This is a genomic window from Streptomyces sp. cg35 (genome assembly GCF_050410835.1).
Taxonomy (GTDB): Bacteria; Actinomycetota; Actinomycetes; order Streptomycetales; family Streptomycetaceae; genus Streptomyces.
The window spans coordinates 955,313-975,509 of sequence record NZ_CP191268.1 but is presented as its reverse complement, the minus strand read 5'-3'; the positions used below and the strand labels follow the sequence as shown (position 1 = coordinate 975,509).

23 protein-coding genes are annotated in these 20,197 nt (G+C 73.3%); 12 read left to right on the top strand and 11 right to left on the bottom strand.

Annotated features, from left to right (window positions below; translation table 11 throughout):
* Nucleotides 1-232: 232 nt before the first annotated feature.
* Nucleotides 233-1,063, top strand: coding sequence for a TIGR02452 family protein (locus tag ACQUQD_RS04785; protein WP_428950660.1), 831 nt, complete (start codon nucleotides 233-235; stop codon nucleotides 1,061-1,063).
* Here the strand turns inward: ACQUQD_RS04785 and ACQUQD_RS04780 are convergent.
* A complete protein-coding gene (locus tag ACQUQD_RS04780) occupies nucleotides 1,048-1,503 on the bottom strand; it encodes a type II toxin-antitoxin system PemK/MazF family toxin (protein ID WP_428950659.1) in 456 nt (151 codons plus the stop codon). The two genes, ACQUQD_RS04785 and ACQUQD_RS04780, sit on opposite strands and share 16 nt — an antisense overlap.
* A 71-nt stretch (nucleotides 1,504-1,574) precedes the next feature.
* On the opposite strand from ACQUQD_RS04780, the gene ACQUQD_RS04775 reads away from it, so the two are divergent.
* Together ACQUQD_RS04775 and ACQUQD_RS04770 are read left to right on the top strand one after the other, a co-directional pair.
* Nucleotides 1,575-2,633, top strand: a complete 1,059-nt coding sequence (locus ACQUQD_RS04775) for a glycosyl hydrolase family 18 protein (RefSeq protein ID WP_428950658.1) — start codon at nucleotides 1,575-1,577, stop codon at nucleotides 2,631-2,633.
* Nucleotides 2,634-2,759: 126 nt separating this feature from the next.
* A complete protein-coding gene (locus ACQUQD_RS04770) occupies nucleotides 2,760-3,839 on the top strand; it encodes a LacI family DNA-binding transcriptional regulator (RefSeq protein WP_428950657.1) in 1,080 nt (359 codons plus the stop codon).
* Nucleotides 3,840-3,913: 74 nt separating this feature from the next.
* Here the strand turns inward: ACQUQD_RS04770 and trxA are convergent, their stop codons facing one another.
* Nucleotides 3,914-4,312: a thioredoxin gene (gene trxA / locus ACQUQD_RS04765; RefSeq protein WP_428950656.1), complete on the bottom strand. Its 399-nt coding sequence runs from the start codon at nucleotides 4,310-4,312 to the stop codon at nucleotides 3,914-3,916.
* A 143-nt stretch (nucleotides 4,313-4,455) separates the two neighbouring features.
* On the opposite strand from trxA, the gene ACQUQD_RS04760 reads away from it, so the two are divergent.
* Together ACQUQD_RS04760 and ACQUQD_RS04755 are read left to right on the top strand one after the other, a co-directional pair.
* The gene (locus ACQUQD_RS04760; protein WP_428950655.1) at nucleotides 4,456-5,883 is read left to right on the top strand and encodes a dihydrolipoyl dehydrogenase family protein; all 1,428 of its coding nucleotides are present in this window, start codon (nucleotides 4,456-4,458) and stop codon (nucleotides 5,881-5,883) included.
* 110 nt (nucleotides 5,884-5,993) lie between these two features.
* Nucleotides 5,994-6,467: an SRPBCC family protein gene (locus tag ACQUQD_RS04755; RefSeq protein ID WP_428950654.1), complete on the top strand. Its 474-nt coding sequence runs from the start codon at nucleotides 5,994-5,996 to the stop codon at nucleotides 6,465-6,467.
* Here the strand turns inward: ACQUQD_RS04755 and ACQUQD_RS04750 are convergent.
* Nucleotides 6,464-7,141: an AIM24 family protein gene (locus tag ACQUQD_RS04750; RefSeq protein ID WP_428950653.1), complete on the bottom strand. Its 678-nt coding sequence runs from the start codon at nucleotides 7,139-7,141 to the stop codon at nucleotides 6,464-6,466. The two genes, ACQUQD_RS04755 and ACQUQD_RS04750, sit on opposite strands and share 4 nt — an antisense overlap.
* Nucleotides 7,142-7,225: 84 nt before the next feature.
* Nucleotides 7,226-7,996: a DUF3472 domain-containing protein gene (locus ACQUQD_RS04745; RefSeq protein WP_428950652.1), complete on the bottom strand. Its 771-nt coding sequence runs from the start codon at nucleotides 7,994-7,996 to the stop codon at nucleotides 7,226-7,228.
* 187 nt (nucleotides 7,997-8,183) lie between these two features.
* Between ACQUQD_RS04745 and ACQUQD_RS04740 the strand changes: the two genes are divergently transcribed.
* Entirely contained in the window at nucleotides 8,184-8,768 is a 585-nt protein-coding gene (locus ACQUQD_RS04740) for a helix-turn-helix domain-containing protein (RefSeq protein WP_428950651.1), read from the top strand.
* Nucleotides 8,765-9,982: an MFS transporter gene (locus tag ACQUQD_RS04735; protein WP_428950650.1), complete on the top strand. Its 1,218-nt coding sequence runs from the start codon at nucleotides 8,765-8,767 to the stop codon at nucleotides 9,980-9,982. Before ACQUQD_RS04740 ends, ACQUQD_RS04735 begins: the two co-directional genes overlap by 4 nt.
* On the opposite strand, the gene ACQUQD_RS04730 is transcribed toward ACQUQD_RS04735, so the two are convergent.
* The 3 genes from ACQUQD_RS04730 to ACQUQD_RS04720 form a co-directional block, all read right to left on the bottom strand.
* Complete coding sequence (locus ACQUQD_RS04730) at nucleotides 9,947-11,128, bottom strand: methyltransferase (RefSeq protein WP_428957453.1); 1,182 nt, start codon at nucleotides 11,126-11,128, stop codon at nucleotides 9,947-9,949. The genes ACQUQD_RS04735 and ACQUQD_RS04730 overlap by 36 nt on opposite strands.
* A gap of 119 nt (nucleotides 11,129-11,247) precedes the next feature.
* Nucleotides 11,248-11,538: a tetratricopeptide repeat protein gene (locus ACQUQD_RS04725; RefSeq protein ID WP_428957452.1), complete on the bottom strand. Its 291-nt coding sequence runs from the start codon at nucleotides 11,536-11,538 to the stop codon at nucleotides 11,248-11,250.
* 138 nt (nucleotides 11,539-11,676) lie between these two features.
* On the bottom strand, nucleotides 11,677-12,078 hold the full coding sequence (locus ACQUQD_RS04720) for a helix-turn-helix domain-containing protein (RefSeq protein ID WP_428950649.1): 402 nt from the start codon (nucleotides 12,076-12,078) through the stop codon (nucleotides 11,677-11,679).
* Nucleotides 12,079-12,271: 193 nt separating this feature from the next.
* Between ACQUQD_RS04720 and ACQUQD_RS04715 the strand changes: the two genes are divergently transcribed.
* The 3 genes from ACQUQD_RS04715 to ACQUQD_RS04705 all read left to right on the top strand — a co-directional run bounded on the left by ACQUQD_RS04715 (nucleotide 12,272) and on the right by ACQUQD_RS04705 (nucleotide 14,758).
* On the top strand, nucleotides 12,272-13,093 hold the full coding sequence (locus ACQUQD_RS04715; protein WP_428950648.1) for an N-formylglutamate amidohydrolase: 822 nt from the start codon (nucleotides 12,272-12,274) through the stop codon (nucleotides 13,091-13,093).
* A complete protein-coding gene (locus ACQUQD_RS04710; protein ID WP_428950647.1) occupies nucleotides 13,086-13,583 on the top strand; it encodes a flavoprotein in 498 nt (165 codons plus the stop codon). Before ACQUQD_RS04715 ends, ACQUQD_RS04710 begins: the two co-directional genes overlap by 8 nt.
* 62 nt (nucleotides 13,584-13,645) lie before the next feature.
* The gene (locus tag ACQUQD_RS04705; protein ID WP_428950646.1) at nucleotides 13,646-14,758 is read left to right on the top strand and encodes an ADP-ribosylglycohydrolase family protein; all 1,113 of its coding nucleotides are present in this window, start codon (nucleotides 13,646-13,648) and stop codon (nucleotides 14,756-14,758) included.
* Between the two features lie 40 nt (nucleotides 14,759-14,798).
* On the opposite strand, the gene ACQUQD_RS04700 is transcribed toward ACQUQD_RS04705, so the two are convergent.
* The 3 genes from ACQUQD_RS04700 to ACQUQD_RS04690 form a co-directional block, all read right to left on the bottom strand.
* Nucleotides 14,799-15,962, bottom strand: coding sequence for an alpha-hydroxy-acid oxidizing protein (locus ACQUQD_RS04700; RefSeq protein WP_428950645.1), 1,164 nt, complete (start codon nucleotides 15,960-15,962; stop codon nucleotides 14,799-14,801).
* Nucleotides 15,963-16,059: 97 nt separating this feature from the next.
* On the bottom strand, nucleotides 16,060-16,938 hold the full coding sequence (locus ACQUQD_RS04695; protein WP_428950644.1) for an alpha/beta hydrolase fold domain-containing protein: 879 nt from the start codon (nucleotides 16,936-16,938) through the stop codon (nucleotides 16,060-16,062).
* Nucleotides 16,935-17,492: a quercetin 2,3-dioxygenase gene (locus tag ACQUQD_RS04690; protein WP_428950643.1), complete on the bottom strand. Its 558-nt coding sequence runs from the start codon at nucleotides 17,490-17,492 to the stop codon at nucleotides 16,935-16,937. The genes ACQUQD_RS04695 and ACQUQD_RS04690 overlap by 4 nt, the downstream gene beginning before the upstream one ends.
* A gap of 116 nt (nucleotides 17,493-17,608) precedes the next feature.
* Here ACQUQD_RS04690 and ACQUQD_RS04685 point away from each other — a divergent pair, with 116 nt between their 5' ends.
* Nucleotides 17,609-18,067, top strand: a complete 459-nt coding sequence (locus tag ACQUQD_RS04685; protein WP_428950642.1) for a MarR family winged helix-turn-helix transcriptional regulator — start codon at nucleotides 17,609-17,611, stop codon at nucleotides 18,065-18,067.
* Here ACQUQD_RS04685 and ACQUQD_RS04680 read toward each other — a convergent pair.
* A complete protein-coding gene (locus ACQUQD_RS04680) occupies nucleotides 18,045-19,325 on the bottom strand; it encodes a phytase (RefSeq protein ID WP_428950641.1) in 1,281 nt (426 codons plus the stop codon). The two genes, ACQUQD_RS04685 and ACQUQD_RS04680, sit on opposite strands and share 23 nt — an antisense overlap.
* Before the next feature lie 208 nt (nucleotides 19,326-19,533).
* Here ACQUQD_RS04680 and ACQUQD_RS04675 point away from each other — a divergent pair, with 208 nt between their 5' ends.
* Nucleotides 19,534-20,187 carry a GntR family transcriptional regulator gene (locus tag ACQUQD_RS04675; RefSeq protein ID WP_428950640.1) on the top strand — a complete coding sequence of 218 codons (654 nt, stop codon included), beginning with the start codon at nucleotides 19,534-19,536 and terminating at the stop codon, nucleotides 20,185-20,187.
* Nucleotides 20,188-20,197 lie beyond the last annotated feature (10 nt).

Here is a 20,197-nt window from a genome sequence, read left to right as displayed (position 1 = left end):
TGATCCTCACGCATCCCATGGTCCCCGCTGGGGGCCATGCCGTCGATTCGGCCCGGGTCGGGCCGTTTCGGACAACGCCGGTCCCACCCAAGACGGTCCCGGCGGTTCGCACAAGAGTGCCCCGGGGTGTCTTTGCCGGGTTCCCGGCACGTGCTCGGCAGGACGAAAAACTGTTGCCCCGGACGTCACCGGTCACTCACGATCTGTTCATGGCAACGACGGGGGACCGGGCGTGAGCGCCCGGCTGCGCGAGATCGCGCAGAGCACGGAGAAGATCGTCGCGGCGGGCCGGTACGCGACGGGGGACGGCCGCACGGTCACGATCGGCGACGCGGTGGCGCGGGCCCGGGCGGGCACGCGGATGTACGGGCCCGAGCCGGTCGCGGTGCCCGACGCGCCCGGCGCCACGACCGGCGTCGAGGTCACGGGGGAGAGCAGCCTGGCGGCCGCCCGGCGCATGGTGGGCGAGCGTCCAGGGCCGGTCGCCGTGCTGAACTTCGCGTCCGCACGCAACCCGGGCGGGGGCTATCTGAACGGGGCGCAGGCGCAGGAGGAGGCCGTCTGCCGCTCCTCCGCGCTGTACACGTGCCTGATCGAGGTCCCGGAGTTCTACGCCCACCACCGCGCCGACCGCGACGTCTTCTACAGCGACCGGGTCATCCACGCGCCCGGCGTACCGGTGTTCCGGGACGACCGCGGCGCCCTGCTCGACGAGCCGTACCAGGTCGGCTTCCTGACCTCGCCCGCGCCGAACGCCGGGGTGATCGCGCGGCACACCCCGGAGCGGGTCGCCGACATACCGGGCGCGCTCGCGTCCCGCGCCGAGCGCGTCCTGGAGGTCGCCGCCGCACAGGGCTACCGGCGCCTCGTGCTCGGCGCATGGGGCTGCGGCGTGTTCCGCAACGATCCGGCGCAGGTGGCCGAGGCGTTCCGCGCCCTGCTCGACGGCCGCTTCGCCGGCTGTTTCGAGCAGGTCGTCTTCGCCGTCCTCGACCGCACCCGGGGCGAGACGACCCGCGCGGCGTTCGCCCGCGTCCTGTCCGGACGTCAGCTCCAGCCGTAGAGCTCCCGCAGCCGCAGCACCACCAGATTGAAGCGCCCCCGGTCCAGGGCGCACGCCTCACGCCGCATGCCGCGCTCGTGCAGCCGCAGTACCCGGTCCACGTCCACCCACGAATCGCGGCCGTCGCGGTCCCAGGGACCCGAGCCGATCGCCACCCACTCGCGGTCGTGGTCGTGCCGCTTGCTCGACAACTGCACGGCCAGCAGCGTCCCCGCGTCCTCCCGCGCGACGACGAGCACCGGCCGGTCCTTGCCGCGCCCGTCGTTCTCCTCGAAGGGCACCCACGTCCAGACGATCTCGCCCGGATCGGGATCGCCGTCGTGCGCGGGCGCGTACTCGGTGCGCACCCGTCCCACCTGGCGCGGCTCGGCCTCCACCGTGGCCGTCGCGCCGCTGCGGCCGGGGTGGTCATACGCGTGGTCATCCGTAAAGGCAGTCACGCGGGTCACGTTAGAGCCTGGACGGCCCAATCCGCGCGGCGGGTGCACCGGATGACGCCCAGGCTCGGGACATGGCCCGACGAATACACCGAAGCGCCCTGTCCGCGCTCGCCGTTCTGCTCACGCTGACCGCCGTCCCCACCGCCACCGCGACCACCCCGGCCCGCTCCGCGCCGCCGCCCCCGCGCACCGTCTCGGCCTGGCTGCCCTACTGGAACCAGGAAGCCGCCTACCGCGACGCCCTCGAGCACGCCGCGCAGATCCGCACGATCAGCCCGTTCTGGTACGAGACCAAGTCCGCGACCCGCGTCGACGGTCACCCCGGAGCGGGGGAACGCCGCATCGTCGACGGGCTGCACGCCCGGGGCATCCAGGTCGTCCCGACCGTCATGGAGCAGATGAAGCCCGGCGCCCTCGGCGCCGTCATGACCAGCCCCGCCCGACGCGCGGAACACGTCGACGCCCTGCTCGCCGTCGTCCGCAGCCGCGCCTACGACGGGCTCGACCTCGACTACGAGACCATCGCGCCGACGCCCGACGCCAAGTACCCGGCGGTGCGCGACGGTTACGCCGCCTTCGTCACCGACCTCTGCGCGCGGCTGCACGCCCTGGACAAACAGTGCTTCGTCACCGTCACCCCCAAGACCCGGACCACGGGCCGCGTGTGGGACTACCGGAAGCTGGGCGCCGTCGCCGACCGGCTGCGCATCATGGCGTACAACATGCACCACGCCGAAGGCGCGCCGGGACCCATCTCGACACCGCAGTGGTACGACGAGATCCTGGCCCGCGCGACCGCCGAAGTCCCGCGCGTCAAACTGGAGATGGGCCTGCCGGCGTACGGCTGGGACTGGGCGGTCGGCGACAAGGCCCGGGCGAAGCACGTGACCTCGCAGGACGCCGAGGCGCTGCGCCGCAAGGTCAAGGCCCCCTACGCCCTCGACCCGGACTCCCGCACTCCGCACTTCACGTACAAGGACGGGAAGACGCGCCGCACCGTCTGGTACCAGGACGCCCGCGGCACCGCCACCCATCTGCCCGCGCTGCGCAAGTACGGCGTGCCGCACACCGTCCTGTGGGCCCTCGGGTTCGAGGACCCGGCGCTGTGGCGGACCCTGGCCACCGGATAGACCCCGGATCCCCGGCGGCGGACCGGCACCCGAACCGGCACCCGAACCGGCGCCGGTCCGCCGCCGGTTGCGTTCCGGACGGCCTCCTGCGGGCCCTCGGCACGCCCGCAGCCGCCGTCTGGAAGGATGCCGTACGTCATGGTGCAGATACCGAAGCAGCAGCCCGCCCAGCCCTCCGGAGCCCCCGAGGCCGCCTCCGCCGAGCCCACTGGGTCCGCCGGGCCCGCCCGGGGCGCCGTACCGACGAGCGCGGACGTCGCGCGCCTGGCCGGAGTCTCGCGCGCCACGGTCAGCTACGTCCTGAACAACACCAGCGCGGTCCGCATCAGCGAACCCACCCGGCGCCGCGTCCACGAGGCCGCCAAGGAACTCGGCTACGTCCCGCACGCCGCCGCCCGCAGCCTGCGCGCCGGACACACCCGCATCGTCCTGATGCCGACCCCCGAAGTGCCCGTCGGCCCGCTCTACAGCGGCTTCCTCAACGAGCTGCAGTGGGCCCTCAGCCGCCTCGACTACACCGTCGTGCAGTACGGCAGCGTCGGCCTCGCAGGCGACGACGCGGCCCGCGCCTGGGCCGAGCTGCGCCCGGTAGCCGTCCTCGCCCCGGTCGGCATGGGACCCGACGGCATCAATGTCCTCAAGCGCTCCGGCGCCCGGGCCGTCATCACCCTGGGCCCCGACCCCGTCGAGGGCGCACACGCCCTGCTCATGGACCACCGCGAGGTCGGACGCGCCGCGGGCGAGCACCTCCTGGCGCGCGGCCACCGCCGCCTCGGTGTCGTCATGCCCCGCGAGGAGGGCCTCGACGCCTTCGCCCTGCCCCGCCTCGCGGGCGTGCGGGAGACCGGCGCGGAGGTCGTGCCGCTGCCTCTCGCCTACACCGAGGACGACGCGTCCCGCGTCGCCGGGCAGATCCGGGAGCTCGGCCTGGGAGCCGTGTTCGCGTACAACGACGAGTACGCGATGCTGCTGATGCGCGCCCTCCAGGACGCGGGCGTCGCCATTCCCGACGCGGTGGCCGTCATCGGCGCCGACGACCTGATGCTGGGCCGCCTGCTGCGTCCCCGCCTCAGCACGGTCCGGATCGACCTGCCCTCGGGCGAGGAGCTCGCCGGGCTCGTCGACCGGCTGGTGCGCGACCCGGCGGCGGAACCCGAGGTACGGGACGTGATGGGCGCGAGCGCGGTACCCCGCGCATCGACCTGAGGCACCCCGGACACCCCGGGAACACGAAGAGGCGGCCGCCGTGGGCGACCGCCTCTTCCCGCAGTGTCCGGGGCTCAGCCCTCGTCGGACTGCTGGGCCTGAGCCTGCGCCTGCTGCTCGGCGACCGACTTGCGGACCTCGTCCATGTCCAGCTTGCGGGCCTGGCCGATCACGTCGTCGAGCGCCTCCTGCGGCAGCGCGCCGGGCTGCGCGAACACGGCCACCTGATCACGGACGATCATCAGCGTCGGAATCGACTGGATGCCGAACGCGGCGGCCAGCTCCGGCTGCGCCTCGGTGTCGACCTTGCCGAAGACCAGGTCCTGATTGGCCTCGGCGGCCTTCTCGTAGACGGGGGCGAACTGCTTGCAGGGCCCGCACCAGGACGCCCAGAAGTCGATCAGCACGAATTCGTTCTCCGTGACCGTCTGATCGAAGTTCTCCTTGGTCAGCTCCACGGTGGTGCTGCTCATGGTGTTTTCCCTCTTCCTGCTTCCTGGGTTCGGGGCGAAGCCGTAGGGGGCAAAGCCGCTGTGCACAACGGTCCGCGGGGCGGACGTATTCCGCGCTCGTACCCATGTGGCTCACGGGCACACCTACGACCACACTGGGGCCTATGAAGGAAGCCATGGAGTACGACGTCGTAGTGGTGGGAGCGGGACCGGTCGGCGAGAACGTCGCGGACCGGGCACGGGCGGGCGGGCTCAGCGCCGCGATCGTGGAGAGCGAGCTCGTAGGGGGCGAGTGTTCGTACTGGGCGTGCATGCCCAGCAAGGCGCTGCTGCGGCCCGTCATCGCCCGCGCCGACGCCCGCCGCGTGCCGGGCCTGCGCCAGTCCGTGCAGGGTCCGCTGGACGCCGCCGCCGTGCTCGCCCACCGCGACGACTACACCTCCCACTGGAAGGACGACGGACAGGTCGGCTGGATCGAGTCCATCGGCACCGACCTCTATCGCGGCCACGGCCGCCTCGACGGACCCCGCCGCGTCACGGTCACCGCCGACGACGGCACCGTCACCACCCTCACCGCCCGGCACGCCGTGGCCGTCTGCACCGGTACCCGCGCGGCCCTGCCGGACCTGCCCGGCCTCGCCGGGGCCAAGCCCTGGACCAGCCGTGAGGCCACCAGCTCCGACCATGTGCCCGGCCGCCTGGTCGTGGTCGGCGGGGGAGTCGTGGCGACGGAGATGGCCACCGCCTGGCAGGCGCTCGGCTCGCAGGTCACCGTGCTCGTACGCGGTGACGGGCTGCTCAACCGGATGGAACCGTTCGCCGGGGAACTGGTCGCGGACGCGCTGCGCGAGGCCGGCGCCGACGTGCGCACGGGCGTGTCGGTGACGGCCGTCGAGCGCGAGGGCGCCACCGTCACGGTCACCCTCGGCGACGGCTCGACCCTGGAGGCCGACGAGATCCTCTTCGCCACGGGCCGCGCCCCGCGCACCGAGGACATCGGCCTGGAGACGGTGGGCCTGAAGCCCGGGTCGTGGCTGAGCGTCGACGAGACCCTGCGCGTCGAGGGCAGCGACTGGCTCTACGCGGTCGGCGACGCCAACCACCGCGCCCTCCTCACCCACCAGGGCAAGTACCAGGCCCGTATCGCGGGCGCCGCGATCACGGCGCGGGCCGCCGGTGTCCCGATCCTGGAGACGGACCGCTGGGGCGCCCATGCGGCCACCGCCGACCGGTCCGCGGTCCCGCAGGTCGTCTTCACCGACCCGGAGGCGGCGAGCGCGGGCCTGACGCTGGCCGAGGCGGAGGCCGCGGGCCACCGGGTGCGCGCCGTCGACTACGACATGGCGAACGTCGCCGGATCCGGTCTCTACGCCGACGGCTACACCGGCCGCGCCCGGATGATCGTCGACCTCGACCGGGAGATCCTCCTCGGCGTCACCTTCGTCGGCCCGGGCGTCGGCGAACTCATCCACTCGGCGACGATCGCGATCGCCGGCGAGGTCCCGATCGACCGGCTGTGGCACGCGGTGCCCGCGTACCCCACGGTCAGCGAGGTGTGGCTGCGGCTGCTGGAGACGTACCGGGACCAGTAGGCCCGGCCGGCGCGTCGCGGGCCACCGCCCCGTCCGGACCCACCGAAGTGTCCGAACGGGGCGGGCGGGGCGAAGCTGAAGGTCACTGCCTCCCGAGGAGCGTGATCGACGTGGCCCGCAACCGCCGTCTCATCCTCAGTCCGCCGTCCGCGGTCTGGGCGCTGCTGTCCGACGGCTACCGCTTCGGTGAGTGGGTGACGGGCACCCAGCAGGTCCTGACCGCGGACCCGGACTGGCCCGCGGTCGGCGCCGCGCTCAAGGTGCGGGTCGGGCTCGGCCCGCTGACTCTCGACGACACCAGCGTCGTCCGGATCTGCGAACCGGAGCGCCGCCTGGAACTGGAGGCGAAGGCGGACCCCTTCGGCGCGGCCCGCATCGCCATGAACCTGCTGCCCTGGGGTGAGCACACGCTCTTCGTCCTCGACTGGCACCCGCTGCGGGGCCCCGGGACCCGGATGCACGGGCTCCCGGTGGACTACCTGGTCAGGGTCCGCAACGGCATGATGCTGACGAAACTGGCCCGGATCGCGGTACGGGAGCGCGAGCGGGCCGGTCACGTGACGGCAGGCCCGGACCGCGGCTAGTGCTGCTGCGGCTTCTGCGGCGTCGCCTCGCTGGGGCGGACGACCACGAAGCCGTCGCCCTCCAGCATCAGCTGGACCGCCTCGCCGGAGCCGCCGCGGATCATCGAGCCGATGGACTGCGAACGGTGCAGCGAGGTACGGAGGCTGGTGGTCCAGCCGACCACCGCGTCGGTGTCCACGTACACCGGCTGCTGCGGGGAGACCGGCAGCACCAGCGGATTGCCCTCGCAGACCAGGCCCAGCTTGCCGTGCCCGGTGAAGACGCTGTTGAACAGGCCGCCGCCGGAGATGCCCGCGCCCTTCACGGTCTTGATCTCGTAGGACAGCGAGGCGTCGAAGCACAGCACGTTGCGGCCGTTGACCGTGAACGTGTCGCCGGGCTCGATGTCGACGACGAAGACGTTCTGCGCCTCCTGCGCGAACCACGCCTCGCCCTGGCCGTGCACCTTCATCAGGGCCAGGCCCTCGCCGGTCACGGCCCGCTTCAGCATGCCGCCGACGCCCTGGCCCTTCCGTTCGAACTGCAGATTCCCCCGGTAGGCGATCATCGCCCCCTGCCGCGCCAGCATCTCGCCGTTGACCACGTAGCGGATCGACTTGGCGTTCTGGACGGTCATGCCCGGCGCGACAGCGGGCTGCACCATGTACTCGTTCGCGAAAAGATCACCCTTCATGCGGGCATCGTCGCCCGGAGGGATCCGTTCCGACAAGCATGAAAGCCGAACGGCCCGCGGGCGAGGAGGCGGTCGGCTCTCCGGTCACTCGCCGCTGTACTGGTCGCCGGTGACGGTCACTTGGCGTCCGGCCGCCGTGTCCGTCGACGTACTGCTCAGGCAGCTGCCCGACGCCGGGTCGGTGACCGTGGGCAGCCCGCCCGTGGAGGTGACGCCGCCCTCGGTGCCGGTCGGCTTCCCGTACGTCACCGTGACGCGCTGCCCGCAACCCGCCGTCTGGTACGGCTCGACGAACCCGGAGTCCGACGCCTTGAAGCGGCCCGACGCCACCGGGAGCCGGAAGCTGCCGATGTGGGCGACCGCGGCGCCGGTCGCGGTGTTCACGACGTCGCCGGTCATCAGCTGCGTGGTGCCGTCGTCGCTCGCGCGCTGCAGCACGATGCTGTACATCGTGCCCTTGGTGTAGTCGAAGCGGACCGCGCAGCTGACGCCCGCGCCGCCGTCCGCGCCGTACTGGCAGTTGCTGTCGGTGGTGGTGGCGTCGGCGTTGAACGAGCTGAAGACCGCCTGGAGTTGGGACTTGCCGTTGCTGCCGACGGGCTTGGGCTGGAAGCCGGCGTAGGGGCGGGTGCCGCTCTCCAGGGTCGTGTAGTACGCGAAGTAGATGCCGGACGCGTCGGGCGCCGCCTCGAACGACATCGGCAAGGTCAGTTTCGTGACCGGGGTCGGCGCCCCGGTCGACCAGCGGACGGTGGGGGTGGAGGCCCAGCTCTGGCCGCTCGCGCCCAGGGTGAGCAGTGCGGTGGCGCCGAGGGTGGTGAGGACGCGACGGGTGCGTGTGGAGGGAAGTCTCATGAGCGGCAGGATGTAAGCGTTTGCTGTCAACTCGCAAGAGGGGGCGACGAGTTACTGCTTTTTACTATGGCTGGGAGGGTGGGAGGCGTAGTAATCGCTTGCGCCGCACCGGATGAATGGCTGCATCGCGAAGAAGTGTTCGCGAAGAACTCTTCCGGAAGGAGTCTTCTGCTTCTAGGGTCGGCGCATGGCAGACCTGCCCGATTCCCCGCGCCCCGCGCCGCACGGCGACATCACCCTCGACACCGCCGCCCTGCGCGTCCTCGCGCACCCCATGAGGCTCGCGCTGCTGAACCGGCTGCGACAGCAAGGGCCCTCCACCGCGCGGCAGTTGGCTCAGCACTTCGACCTGGATTCCGGGGCCGCCAGCTACCACCTGCGGCGGCTCGCCGCGGGCGGGCTCATCGAGGAGGACGCCGAGCGGGGCAACCGGCGCGACCGCTGGTGGCGGGCCCTGCACCGCGGCTCGCAGCACGACCCCGCCGAGCGCGGCGGAACCGAAGGGCGCGCGTACTCGCAGGCCGTGGCCCTCGCCGCCGCCGAGACGCTGCGCCGGGCCGCCGCGCAGCTGCCCGGCATGCCCGACGAGTGGTTCGGGGTCTCGGCCTTCACCGATCTCACCGTCCACGTCACACCTGAGGAACTCGCAGCGCTGAAGCAGGAGTTGTACGCCGTCGTGGCACGGTACCGGGACAAGGAGCCCGCGCCGGGCGCGGCCGCGGCCACCGTGCAGTTCCAGGCGTTCCCGGCGGACCGGGCCCTGGAGCCGTGACCGCCACGACGCATGCCCCCGCCGCCCACCGCGACGCGAACGTGCTGCGCTGGCTCGGCGCCTACACCACGTCCGTCACCGGGGACGTCGTCTACTTCACCGCCCTGACCTGGGCCGCCGCCGAAGCCGCGGGACCGGCGCGGGCCGGGTTCGTACTCGCCGCGGGAGCCGTGCCGCGGGCCGTCCTGATGCTGTTCGGCGGCGTCCTGGCCGACCGGCTGGGCCCGCGCCGGGTACTCATCGGCAGTGATCTCGTACGGTGCCTGACGATCCTGGCCGCCGCCGCGCTGACGTACGCCCGCGGACCCGAACTCCCCGTGCTGTGCGCGCTCGCGGTCTGCTTCGGCGTCGCCGACGCGCTGTTCCTGCCCGCCGTGGGCGCGCTGCCGACACGCCTGACCGTGCCGGGGCAGCTCACGCAGGTGCAGGGCATGCGCTCCCTCGCGGTGCGCTTCGCCAACACCGCCGGGCCGTTCGCCGCCGCGGCGGCGCTGACCGCGGGCGGCGCGGCGGGCGCGTTCACCGGGGTCGGCGCCCTGTTCGGCCTCTCGCTCGCCCTGCTGCTCGTCCTGCGGGCGCCGGGCGGCACGGTACGGGCCGAGACCTCCGGGTGGAGCCAACTGCGCGACGGGCTGAGGTACTTGAGAGGGCGGAGGCGCCTCCTGCGCCTCGTCGCGGTCATCGGGCTCGGCGAGATGTGCTTCAGCGGCCCGGTCGGCACCGCCCTCGTCCTGCTGACCGGGGAGCGCGGCTGGAGCCCCGGCACGCTGTCCCTGCTCCTCGGCGTGTTCAGCGTCGCGGGCGCCGTCGTGGGCGTCGCGCTCACCGCCCTGCCCCGCGTCCCGGCGCCCGGCGCCGTGCTCGCCGGCTGCCTGCTCGCCACGGCCGCCCTGGTCACCGCGCTCGGTCTGGCCCGACCGGGACCGGCCGTCGCCGTGGCGCTGTGCGCGCTGCTCGGCGCCGCGAGCGGCATCCCGATGATCCTCGGGCACGCGCTGCTCCAGCAGTGGACCGCACCCGGCTACGTCGGCCGGGTCACCTCCGTCACCTCGCTGTGCACGCTCGGCCTCAGCCCGTTCCTGTTCCCGCTCGCCGGGCTCGTCACCGCGGCCTGGGGCGCCGGGGTGTTCCTGGCGGGGTGCGGCGCGGTGAGCCTGCTGGCCGCCGCGCTCGCCGCCTCACCGGCGCTGACCGCCCCGCCCCCGGCCCGGTGACCGGTCCTGCTTGACGGCCTTCAGGACCACGAACTTCGGGTCACTGGCGACGAGTTCACTGTTGCCGAAGAGACGGCGCAGCTTCAGGTGGTAGCCGAGGTGCCGGTTGCCGACGACCCACAGCTCGCCGCCCGGCCGCAGCGCGGCCCGCGCCTGCGTGAACATGCGCCAGGCCGTGGCGTCCGTCGTCGCCTGGTGCGTGTGGAAGGGCGGATTGTTGAGGACCAGGTCGACGCTCGCGGCGGGCACCTGCGCCAGGCCGTCCCCGACCCGGAAGACGGCCTTGCCGGGCCGGTCGCCGCAGCTCTCCGCGTACGTCGCCTCGGCCGAGGCCACCGCCTGGTGCGACTCGTCGGTGAACAGGACCTCCGCGTCCGGGGCCGTCAGCGCGGCGGTCGTCCCGACGACGCCGTTGCCGCATCCCAGGTCGACGATCCGCGCGGCGCCCGTGGCCCGCGGCAGATGCTGCAGGAAGAACCGGGTGCCGATGTCCAGGTGCTCGGCGCAGAACACCCCCGCGTGATTGACGACCGTGCGCCCCGCCGACGGGCCGATGCCGTCGGGCAGCCGATAGCGGTGCGGCCACGGGTTCCGGCCGGGGGACAGCGACAGGTCCGGCGTGCTGAAGACCAGCCGCGCCTTCTTCTCGGCGAGCGACGTGCGGGTCGGACCGATGATCCGCTCGAACAGGTTCAGCGTCGAGGTGTGGATCTCCTTCACCATGCCGGTGCCGACGACAACGGTGTCCGCGTGCAGCGCGGGCCGCAGCCGGTGCAGCTGGTCCTCCAGCAGGGCGAGGCTCTTCGGCACCCGGACCAGGAGCACGTCGACGCGGTCCGGCGGGGTGTCGCGCGTGGTGAGCAGCCGGGCCCCGGACCGCCCGGCCCGCGTCAGGTTCTCCTCCGTCGCCCGCTGTCCGAGGTACGAGTCCGAGATCAGCGTCGGCGCGCAGCCGTCGGCCCCGGTCAGTGCCGTGCCGAGGGCGCCCCAGCGGTCGCCCACCACCACGACCGCGCCGGACAGGTCGGTGCCGCTGCCGGCGAGGTGCTGGAGCAGATACGTGTCGGCGGCGTCCCAGGCGCGCAGCTGGTCGCGGGGGTCCGCCGGGAAACGGGTGAGGTCCACGTCTCCCCACGGTGTGGTCAGACGGTGGGCCGGGGCGGGCTGATCAGTGCGGTTCATCGTCCGCCCAGGCTAGCCGAGCTCCTGCTCACAGCGGTGCGGCCGGGCTCGCGCACCGGCCGCACCGTCCGCCCTGGAGTGGCTCAGGCCTCCGGGAAATCCCCCGAGAGGGCCGCCGCCATCCGCAGATGCGGCGCCGCCTCTGCGTCCCGGCCCTGGCGCTCCAGCGTCCGCCCGAGCATCAGCCGGGCGTAGTGCTCGACCGGGTCGCGCTCGACGATGATGCGCAACTGGTCCTCGGCGCGCCGCAGTTGAGCCGAGTGGTAGTAGGAGCGGGCGAGCAGCAGACGCGGACCGACCTGCTCCGGGACCTCCTCGACGAGACCGTCCAGGATCCCGGCGGCGGTCGTGAACTCCTTCGCGTCGAAGAACATCCGCGCCCGCTCCCAGCGCTCCGCGGCCGTCCCGTGCGTGTAGTACTTCTGCTCCACGGTCACCTCCTCTTCGACGCGATCAACGGAGGGGGCGCATGGCATATTCCCCAGGCCTTTCTGTGCAGGTCACCCGACCGATCAGCCCAGGTCGGCCCGGAGCGCCGCCTCCAGTTCGAAACGGGCGTCCGGGTCGTCGAGTGCCGGGCCGAACAGGCGCTGGAGGTGATGCAGCCGGCGGCGGGCCGTCCGCGGATGGATCGCCAGCCGCTCGGCCAGCTCGGGCGCGCTGCCGTGCGGGCTCTGCAGGTGTGCGAGCAGGGTGTGGGCGAGCCGGTCGCGCTGTTTCGGGGTGAGCGCGGCCAGCGGTGCCAGCCTGCGGGCGGCCATGAGCCGCACCAGCGCGGGGTCCGCGAGCAGCAGCCGGGCGAGCCGCAGCGGACCGTCGCCCGGCCCGTGGGCGCGCAGGGTGCGGGCCCACCGCAAGGAGTCGGCGGCCCTGGCGCAGCGGCACCTCGGGCCCCGCGATCCCGGCCCGCTCATGCAGCAGGCGCTGAATGCGCGGGTCCCGCAGTAGCGCGGTCGGGTCGGGCACGAGAAGGCAGGGCGCGGACCCGTCCAGGTCGACGAGCACACCGGGCGGTACCCGGTACCGGTGCCCTGCCGGGCCCGTCTCGGGGTGACCTCAGGGCGCCTTCCGGACCGACCGGGCACCGGGCCGGGAGAGAGTGGAGGCATGGACACCACGGACAGATCCGCACCCGGCGCGGGACCCGCGCACCGGCTGGTCCCCGGCGACCCGGCCTCCCCGGTCCTTCTCCACGTGCCCCACGGCTCCCGCACGGTCCCGCCCGACGTCCGGGCCGGCCTGCTGCTCGACGACGCCGCCCTGGAGCGGGAACTGGACCTCATCACCGACGCCCGCACCCAGGACATCGCCGAGCACGCCGCCCGGTCCGCGGCCGTGACCCCGTGGCGCTTCGTCAACGAGCGCTCCCGGCTCGTCGTCGACCCCGAGCGGTTCCCCGACGAGCGGGAGGAGATGCGCGCGGCCGGCATGGGCGCCGTGTACACCCGCACCACGCAGCGCGCGCCGCTGCGCCCCGAACCGCCCGCCGACGAGAGCGCCCTGCTCACCACGTACTTCCACCCGTACGCGGAGGCGATGACCCGGGCCGTCGAGGAGCGTCTGGCGGCGACCGGCCGGGCCGTCGTCATCGACGTCCACTCGTACCCGAGCCGCGCCCTGCCCTACGAACTGCACGGCACGGACCCCCGCCCGCCCGTCTGCCTCGGCACCGATCCCTTCCACACCCCCGACGCGCTGCTGGCCCTGGCCCGCGAGGCGTTCGCCCCGCTCGGCGCGATCGGTCTGAACACCCCCTTCGCCGGGACGTACGTCCCCCTGCGGCACTACGGCACGGACGCCCGGGTCAGCGCCCTCATGCTGGAACTGCGCCGCGACGTCTACCTGGACGAACCGGTCACTGCGCACGACGGCCTGACGAAGGCCGCGGCGTGTCTCGCCGAGCTGATCGAGGCGGTGGACCGTGTCTGAGCCGTTCCTCTACGTCGTCGTGTGCGCGGCCCGGATCGCCGACGGCGTCGGGCGGCTGATCGACGACGCGCAGGCCGCGGGCTGGGACGTCGGGGTGATCGCGACACCCACGGCGCTCGGCGGCTTCTTCGACCGCGCCGCCGTCGAGGAGCGGACGGGCCGCCCGGTGCGCTCCGCGTGGCGCACGCCCACGACGCCCCGCCCGTTCCCGCCGGCGGACGCGATCGTCGTCGCGCCCGCCACGTTCAACACGGTCAACAAGTGGGCGGCGGGCATCGCCGACACCCTCGCCGTGGCCACCCTCTGCGAGGCTTACGGGGCGCGTGTACCCGTCGTCGCCGTGCCCTGCGTGAACGAACAACTCGCCCTGCACCCCGCCTACCAGGACAGTGTCCGGCGGCTGCGCGGGATGGGCGTACGGTTCGCCGCGGGCGAGTTCCGCTGGGAGACGGCGACGGAGCTGCTCGCGCAGGTCAGAGCGGGCAGCTGACAGGTGCCCGGCACCACTGGAATCGATACCTGGATCCGTACACCACAGAGAGGCGCACCACCTTGTCCCATGACAAAGAGCACCAGAGGCGTCTCTTCGCCCGGCAGTCCCGCGTACGGGGAATGATGCTCGGCCTGGCTCTGGGGGACACGGTGGGAGGCGCCCGGGGCACGTTGCCGGCCGCGGGAACGCTACGAGCCGGCGTCAGCACACAGCTGGCCTGCTTCACCGCCGAGGGCGTCATCCGCGCCCAAGTACGCGGAAACCACAAGGGGATCTGCTATCCGCCGGGCGTGATCCTGCACGCCTACTGCCGGTGGGCCCACCTGCAGGGCATTGAGCCGGAGAAGATGCGGCGCCGCTGGAACGCGTCAGGCACCACGACGTGGCCGGACGGCTGGCTCGCGGGCGTGCCCGTACTGGCCGAGCGGCGCGGCAGCGCACCGGCGACGGTGACGGCCCTGTCGCGGATCGAGGAGGGCCAGGACAGGATGGCCACCGCGAGCCGGGGCTGCCACGCGCTGACCCGCAGCCTCCCCGCCGCGGCCGCCGGCCCCGGAGGAATCTCCCGGGCCGGCGCGCTGGCCGCGCTCACCCACGGCGATTCGGCCGCACAGGCCGCCACCGTTCACGCGACCGTGCTGGCACACCACTGTCTGAGCCATCCCGCCGCTGAGAGCATTGCGTCCTCCCGGACCGGAGCGTCCGTCCGGGAGGCGCTGCATGCAGGCGTCACCGCGCTGCCGTCCGTGGGAGAGCCCCTCACCGGCGAGGAGCACCGCCGACTGACCGCAGCGTTCCGGCAAGCGGTCGACGAGCCGGTGGACGCGGGACGCCTCGCACGGCTCGCACCGGACGCCACCGCCCCCTCGGCCCTGCTCGGCGGCCTCTACACAGCGGCCGCGTTCCCCGAGCCCGCCGCCTTCCGGACCGCGCTGGAGTTCGCGGCGGGCGCCCCGGACGGTGACTCGGTCGCCTGCGTCACCGGCGCGCTCCTCGGCGCCGTCCACGGAGCCGAGGCGCTCCCGGTCGACCTGGCCGGCCGCCACGAACTGGCCTGGGTCCTGGACACCTTGGCCCGCGACCTGGTCCTCGAATTCGACGACTCACCCAGCGGCAGCGAGTACATCCAGGGGTGGGACCCGTACTGGTGGCACCGCTATCCCGGCTGGTGACGATCAGGGCAGCGTGGAGCCGGTCCACTCCGTCGCCGGCTCAGGACCCCCGCACGACGGCGAGCGTCTGCGGCGTCAGGTCCGCGAGCGTCGGATAGCCGTCCACCGCCATGATCAGATCGGCCTCGGCGAGCAGCGTGCGCAGGACGTGGACCAGGCCGTCCTCGCCGCCGGCCGCGAGCCCGTAGGCGTACGGGCGTCCGACACCGACCGACGTCGCGCCCAGGGCCAGTGCCTTGACGATGTCGGCGCCCGAGCGGATCCCGGAGTCGAAGAGGACCGGCAGGCCGTCCGCGGCCTCGACGACGCCGGGCAGCGCGTCGAGCGCGGGCAGACCGCCGTTGGCCTGTCGGCCGCCGTGGTTGGAGCAGTAGATGCCGTCGACGCCGCCGTCGCGCGCCCGGCGCACGTCCTCCGGGTGGCAGATGCCCTTGAGGATCAGCGGCAGATCGGTGAGCGACCGCAGCCACGGCAGGTCGTCCCAGGTGAGCGGGTTGCCGAAGAGGCCGACCCAGGACCCGACGACGGCCTGCAGGTCGTCGGACGGCGTCAGCTCCTTGAAGCGCGGGTCCGAGGTGTAGTTGGCCAGGCAATGACCGCGCAGCTGCGGGAAGTTCGAGGTCGACAGGTCGCGCGGGCGCCAGCCGGTCACCCAGGTGTCGAGGGTGACGACGATGCCCTTGTACCCCGCGGCCTCGGCCCGCTTGACGAGGCTCTCGGCGAGCGCCCGGTCGGTCGGCGTGTACAGCTGGAAGAAGCCCGGGGTGTCGCCGAACTCCGCGGCCACGTCCTCCATCGGGTCCACCGACAGGGTCGAGGCCACCATCGGCACACCCGTCCGCGCCGCCGCCCGGGCCGTCGCCAGATCCCCGTGCCCGTCCTGCGCGCACAGCCCGATCACGCCGACCGGCGCCATGAACAGCGGCGAGGGCAGCCGCAGTCCGAACAGGTCGACGGACAGGTCCCGCTGGGCCGCGCCGACCATCATGCGCGGCACGAGCCCGTACCGCTCGAACGCCCGCACATTCGCCCGCTGGGTGTGCTCGTCGCCCGCGCCGCCCGCCACGTACGACCACACGGACGGCGACAGTGCGGCCCGCGCCCGCTCCTCCAAGGCGCCGAACTCCATCGGGAGGGAGGGCACGACACCGCGCAGTCCGTCGAGGTAGATCTCGTACTGGTAGTCGCCGAACTGCGGGCTCATCGCACACCTCGTCATCGAAGTCCTGAAGTTGACGCCGGATCCGGGAAACGGACCGGCGCACCCCAATCTGCCAGCACTTTCGCGCCCGGCAAAGAGGTCAGCCGACCTTGAGGGCGAACTCCAGGGAGGTCGTGAAGATCTGCTCCACCCCGTCCTCGTCCAGGCCGGTCCAGCCGTGATTCGCCCCGGGCACCGTCCGCAGTTCGACCGGCGCTCCCGCCGCCCGCAGTGCCGCCGCCAGATCCTGACCGTGCGACACCGGAACCATCACGTCGTCCTCACCGTGCAGGACGAGGAAGGGCGGCGCGTCCGCGTGCGCCTGCCGCACCGGGCTGGCGGCGACGGCCAGTTCGGGGACGGCCGCCGGCGCCGCTCCGAGCAGCAGGGCCTCCATGGTGTCCGGAGCGGCGGGGTCGAACGGTGGCCGCGCGGTCGTCAGGTCCGCGGGCCCGTACCAGACGACCGCGCCCGCGAGCGGCGGATCGGTGTGGGTCAGGGCCAGGAGCGAAGCCAGATGGCCGCCCGCGGACTCGCCCCACACCACGGTGCGCCGCGGATCGACACCGAGCTCGTCCGCGCGGATCCCGAGCCATCGCAGCGCGGTGCGCAGATCCTCCAGCGGCGCCGGGAAGTTCGCCTCCCCACTGAGCCGGTAGTCGACGCAGGCGACGGCGAGCCCCGCCGCCGCGATCCGCTCGAACGGGCCGGGCTCCCAGGGCCGGGTGCGCGCACCCATGTCGTCGCGGCGTCCGCGCCGCCAGGCCCCGCCGTGGGCGAACAGCACCACAGGAACGGGCGATGCGGCTTCGGGGCCGGGCAGCCACAGGTCCAGCTCCAGCGGCCGGCCGCCGTCCACGAGCCCGTAGGGAACGCCCCGCAGCACGCGGATCCCGCCCGCGCGCCCGGCGGCCGGGGGCAGGGGCGCGGCGTCCGGGTGCGGGGCGGCGATCAGTCCCAGCAGCTCGGCCGGCGTCATGAGGTCCTCCAGTGCTGGTCGGGCAGGAACTGGACATCGTACTTCCGGGGCACGGTGGCGAACTTCTGCGGCTCGGGCACGAACGGCGTGCGCGGCAGGCCGTGTTCCTCGGCCGGGGTGCCCAGCGTCTCGAAGAACCGCTCGAAGGTGCCGCCGGGCCCGGCTGCGACACCGACGATCTGGGTGTGGTGGCGCTCCATGCGGTAGGCGTGCGGGCAGTTCTTCGGGACGAAGCCGAAGTCCCCGGGCGTGAGCAGGCGTTCGGTCTGCTCGCCCTCGGTGTCCTCGACGAACAGACGGACCGCGCCGTGCGTCACGTAGAAGACCTCGTAGGTGTCGGCGTGCAGATGCGCCGGGATGATGTCGCCCTTGGGGCCCTCGCAGGTGAAGAAGTTGAAGGTGTTCTCGGTCTGCTCGCCGCCCGCGTAGACCGTGATCAGGTCCCCGAACAGGTGGGCCCGGTCGCCCTCGCCCTTCTCGATGACGTACGGCTTTCCGGGCGCGGGCGGGATGCGGGAGGCGCTCCGGTAGCGCGTCGCGTACTCGATGGTCATGACTGCTCACCCTCACTGTGTCAGGCCGCCTGACGGTTTATGTCAGGTACCCTGACATGTGACGCGGCCGGCGGGCAAGGGCCCGGACCCGGGCCGTGCGTGAGCGCGAGGATGCGATGACCGGGACCCGACGTGATCTGCCGCAGCTCCTGGGCGAGGCCCGGCGCTGGTTCGAGGAAGGGCTGCTCGCCGCGCTGGCCGCCGACGGGGTGGCGGCGGTGACGCCGCCGCAGATACAGCTGTTCGCCGCGCTCGACGAGGACGGCACCACCGTGGCGGAGCTCGCCCGGCGCACGGGTGTGACCCGGCAGACCGTGCACCAGTCCGTGCACACCCTGGTCGCCGCCGGGCTCCTGGAACAGGTGCCGGACCCCTCGTCGGTCCGGCAGCGGCTGATCGTCCGTACGGCCGACGGGCGGCGCGCCCACGAGCGGGCGCGCCGCGCCGTCGACGGACTGGAGCGGCGGCTCGCCGACCGCATCGGCGCGGAGGCGGTGGCCGCGCTGCGGTCCGCGCTGGAGGCGCCGTGGGGCGAGCCGCCCGCCGGTCCGGTCAGTCGTCCACCGCGGCGGTGACCTCGGCCAGGTCCACGAACTTGAAGTCGGTGGAGGGGCGTTCGGGGTCGCCGGGCGCGTCGTGCCCGTCCTGCACGACCAGGAGGCCGTGCGGGTAGCGGCGGCCCAGCGGGGCGTTCAGCGCGGCCGCGCCGTCGCACTCCTCGGAACCGTCGAGCGCCGCGGAGGCCGGGACGACCCGGAAGCCGCCCTCGTACTCGTTGCCGTCGGACACCTCGCGGTCGTACGCCGCGAAGGTGTCGTCGCCCTGGCTGGACGCGAGCAACAGACCCTCGCCGTCCTTCCGCGCGACCAGGGTCAGGCCCTCGACGTCCGCGGTGAGGTGGCTGCCGCCGAAGCCGGGGTCGGCGCCCGCGACGCACTCTTCGGTCGCCTCGTCGTAGGTGCCGGGCACCCCGTACGCGCGCACCTTGTCGACCAGCTTCGGCGCGCCCGTGAGATCGGCGCGCAGCCGCCAGATCCCGACATCCTCCTGGCCCGCGTACAGCGTGCCGTTCGCCGGGTCCACCACCATCCCCTCGACCTGCGGGAGTTCACCGGGCTCGGCGCACGGTGACCACGTCCTGCCGTCCGGCAGGCGGAAGGCGGCGGGCAGGTCGAGGGTGCGGACCGTGCGGTAGCCGACGGTGCCGTCCCGGTGGCCGGTCAGCTCCAGGAGGGCGAGCCGGGTGCGCTCCCGGCGGCTGACGAGGGCGTAGGAGCGGCCCGTCGACCGGTCGGTCCAGGTCGCCAGGCCGTACGCGGTGCGCTGTTCGTCGATCTCCTCCTGGGATCCGGAGAAGACCGCGGGAGCGTCCGGGTCGGTGACGTCCGTGAGGGGTCCGCCGGGGCGGTCGCGGTCGATGCGGTAGACGCGGAGCCGGTCGCTGCCGCGGTCCGTGGTGACCGCGAGGTCGGACAGGCGCGGGCTGTGCACCAGGTCGACATTGTTGAACCGGCCGGGCGCGTGGTCCGGGCCCGGCGCGGCGGGCGCCGGTACCGACTGCACCTCGCGCGCGTCCAGGTCGTACACGCGCAGGCCGCCCTGTTTGGCGGTGGCGATGACGAGGCTGCGGTCCGGATCGGCGGCGTCGCGCCAGATCGCCGGGTCGTCGGCGTCAGCGTTCCCGCCCGCCTCGTCGTCGTGCAGGGCGGCCGTCTCGGCGCGCGGTGTCACGGCGGGCGGCGGGGCGGCGGCGCGGACCGGCGCCGTGACTGTCACGGCGAGCGCGGCGACGGCCGTGGCGAGGACGGCCAGGGGCGTCCGGAGGGTGACCACGGAAGGGCTCCTTCATGTCGGGGACATGGCGAACGCATCCTGTGATCTTGGCGTGAGGGGGAGGGGAGGCGGGGATGGCCCGGGCGCGTACGGCGGGTGAACTCGGGGGCGAGGAGCGGTCGCGGCGACACGGAAAACGCAAACAAAATCGTTGACAATCTTGTTGGCCTAGATTTAGCGTCGACAGGCACTCACTCAGGGAGGGCAGATGCCGAAGGAAGCCCGTCCAGGCTCCGGAGAGCAGGCCAAGCAGTACGCGCTGGAGCGGTTGCGGCAGGCGATTCTGCGCGGCGAGATGGCACCGGCCCAGCGGCTGGTGGAGAACGAACTCGCCGAGCAGTACGACGTCACCCGCGCGAGCATCAGGGCGGCGCTGCTCGACCTCGCCGCCGAGGGGCTGGTCGAGCGGATCCGCAATCGCGGGTCACGAGTGCGCGTGGTCACGGTCGAGGAGGCCGTGGAGATCACGGAGTGCCGGATGGTGCTCGAAGGGCTGTGCGCGGCCAAGGCGGCGAAGGACGCCACCGACGCCCAGCTCGACGAGCTGACCGACCTGGGCAAGGCCATGTCCAAGGCGGTCGCCGACGGCGATCCGATCTCCTACTCCGAGCTCAACCATGACCTGCACGCCCGCATCCGGGACATCTCCGGCCAGCACACGGCCGTCGGGCTCCTGGAGCGGCTCAACGCCCAACTGGTGCGTCACCGCTTCCAGTTGGCGCTGCGCCCGGGCCGTCCGCAGCAGTCCCTGAGCGAGCACCTGGCCGTGATCGAGGCGATCCGGGCCAGGGATCCACAGGCGGCCGAGACGGCCGTCCGCGCCCACCTCCGCAGCGTGATCGACGCCTTGCGCGCCGGCTGACGCCGCCCCG

Bases quoted from the DNA above. Each gene is read 5' to 3' on its own strand.
- ACQUQD_RS04775 (WP_428950658.1), top strand. From the start codon at position 1,575: ATGGCCCGACGAATACACCGAAGCGCCCTGTCCGCGCTCGCCGTTCTG.
- ACQUQD_RS04770 (WP_428950657.1), top strand. From the start codon at position 2,760: ATGCCGTACGTCATGGTGCAGATACCGAAGCAGCAGCCCGCCCAGCCC.
- trxA (WP_428950656.1), bottom strand. From the start codon at position 4,312: ATGAGCAGCACCACCGTGGAGCTGACCAAGGAGAACTTCGATCAGACG.
- ACQUQD_RS04760 (WP_428950655.1), top strand. From the start codon at position 4,456: ATGAAGGAAGCCATGGAGTACGACGTCGTAGTGGTGGGAGCGGGACCG.
- ACQUQD_RS04750 (WP_428950653.1), bottom strand. From the start codon at position 7,141: ATGAAGGGTGATCTTTTCGCGAACGAGTACATGGTGCAGCCCGCTGTC.
- ACQUQD_RS04745 (WP_428950652.1), bottom strand. From the start codon at position 7,996: ATGAGACTTCCCTCCACACGCACCCGTCGCGTCCTCACCACCCTCGGC.
- ACQUQD_RS04740 (WP_428950651.1), top strand. From the start codon at position 8,184: ATGGCAGACCTGCCCGATTCCCCGCGCCCCGCGCCGCACGGCGACATC.
- ACQUQD_RS04725 (WP_428957452.1), bottom strand. From the start codon at position 11,538: ATGTTCTTCGACGCGAAGGAGTTCACGACCGCCGCCGGGATCCTGGAC.
- ACQUQD_RS04720 (WP_428950649.1), bottom strand. From the start codon at position 12,078: ATGAGCGGGCCGGGATCGCGGGGCCCGAGGTGCCGCTGCGCCAGGGCC.
- ACQUQD_RS04715 (WP_428950648.1), top strand. From the start codon at position 12,272: ATGGACACCACGGACAGATCCGCACCCGGCGCGGGACCCGCGCACCGG.
- ACQUQD_RS04700 (WP_428950645.1), bottom strand. From the start codon at position 15,962: ATGAGCCCGCAGTTCGGCGACTACCAGTACGAGATCTACCTCGACGGA.
- ACQUQD_RS04695 (WP_428950644.1), bottom strand. From the start codon at position 16,938: ATGACGCCGGCCGAGCTGCTGGGACTGATCGCCGCCCCGCACCCGGAC.
- ACQUQD_RS04690 (WP_428950643.1), bottom strand. From the start codon at position 17,492: ATGACCATCGAGTACGCGACGCGCTACCGGAGCGCCTCCCGCATCCCG.
- ACQUQD_RS04685 (WP_428950642.1), top strand. From the start codon at position 17,609: ATGACCGGGACCCGACGTGATCTGCCGCAGCTCCTGGGCGAGGCCCGG.
- ACQUQD_RS04675 (WP_428950640.1), top strand. From the start codon at position 19,534: ATGCCGAAGGAAGCCCGTCCAGGCTCCGGAGAGCAGGCCAAGCAGTAC.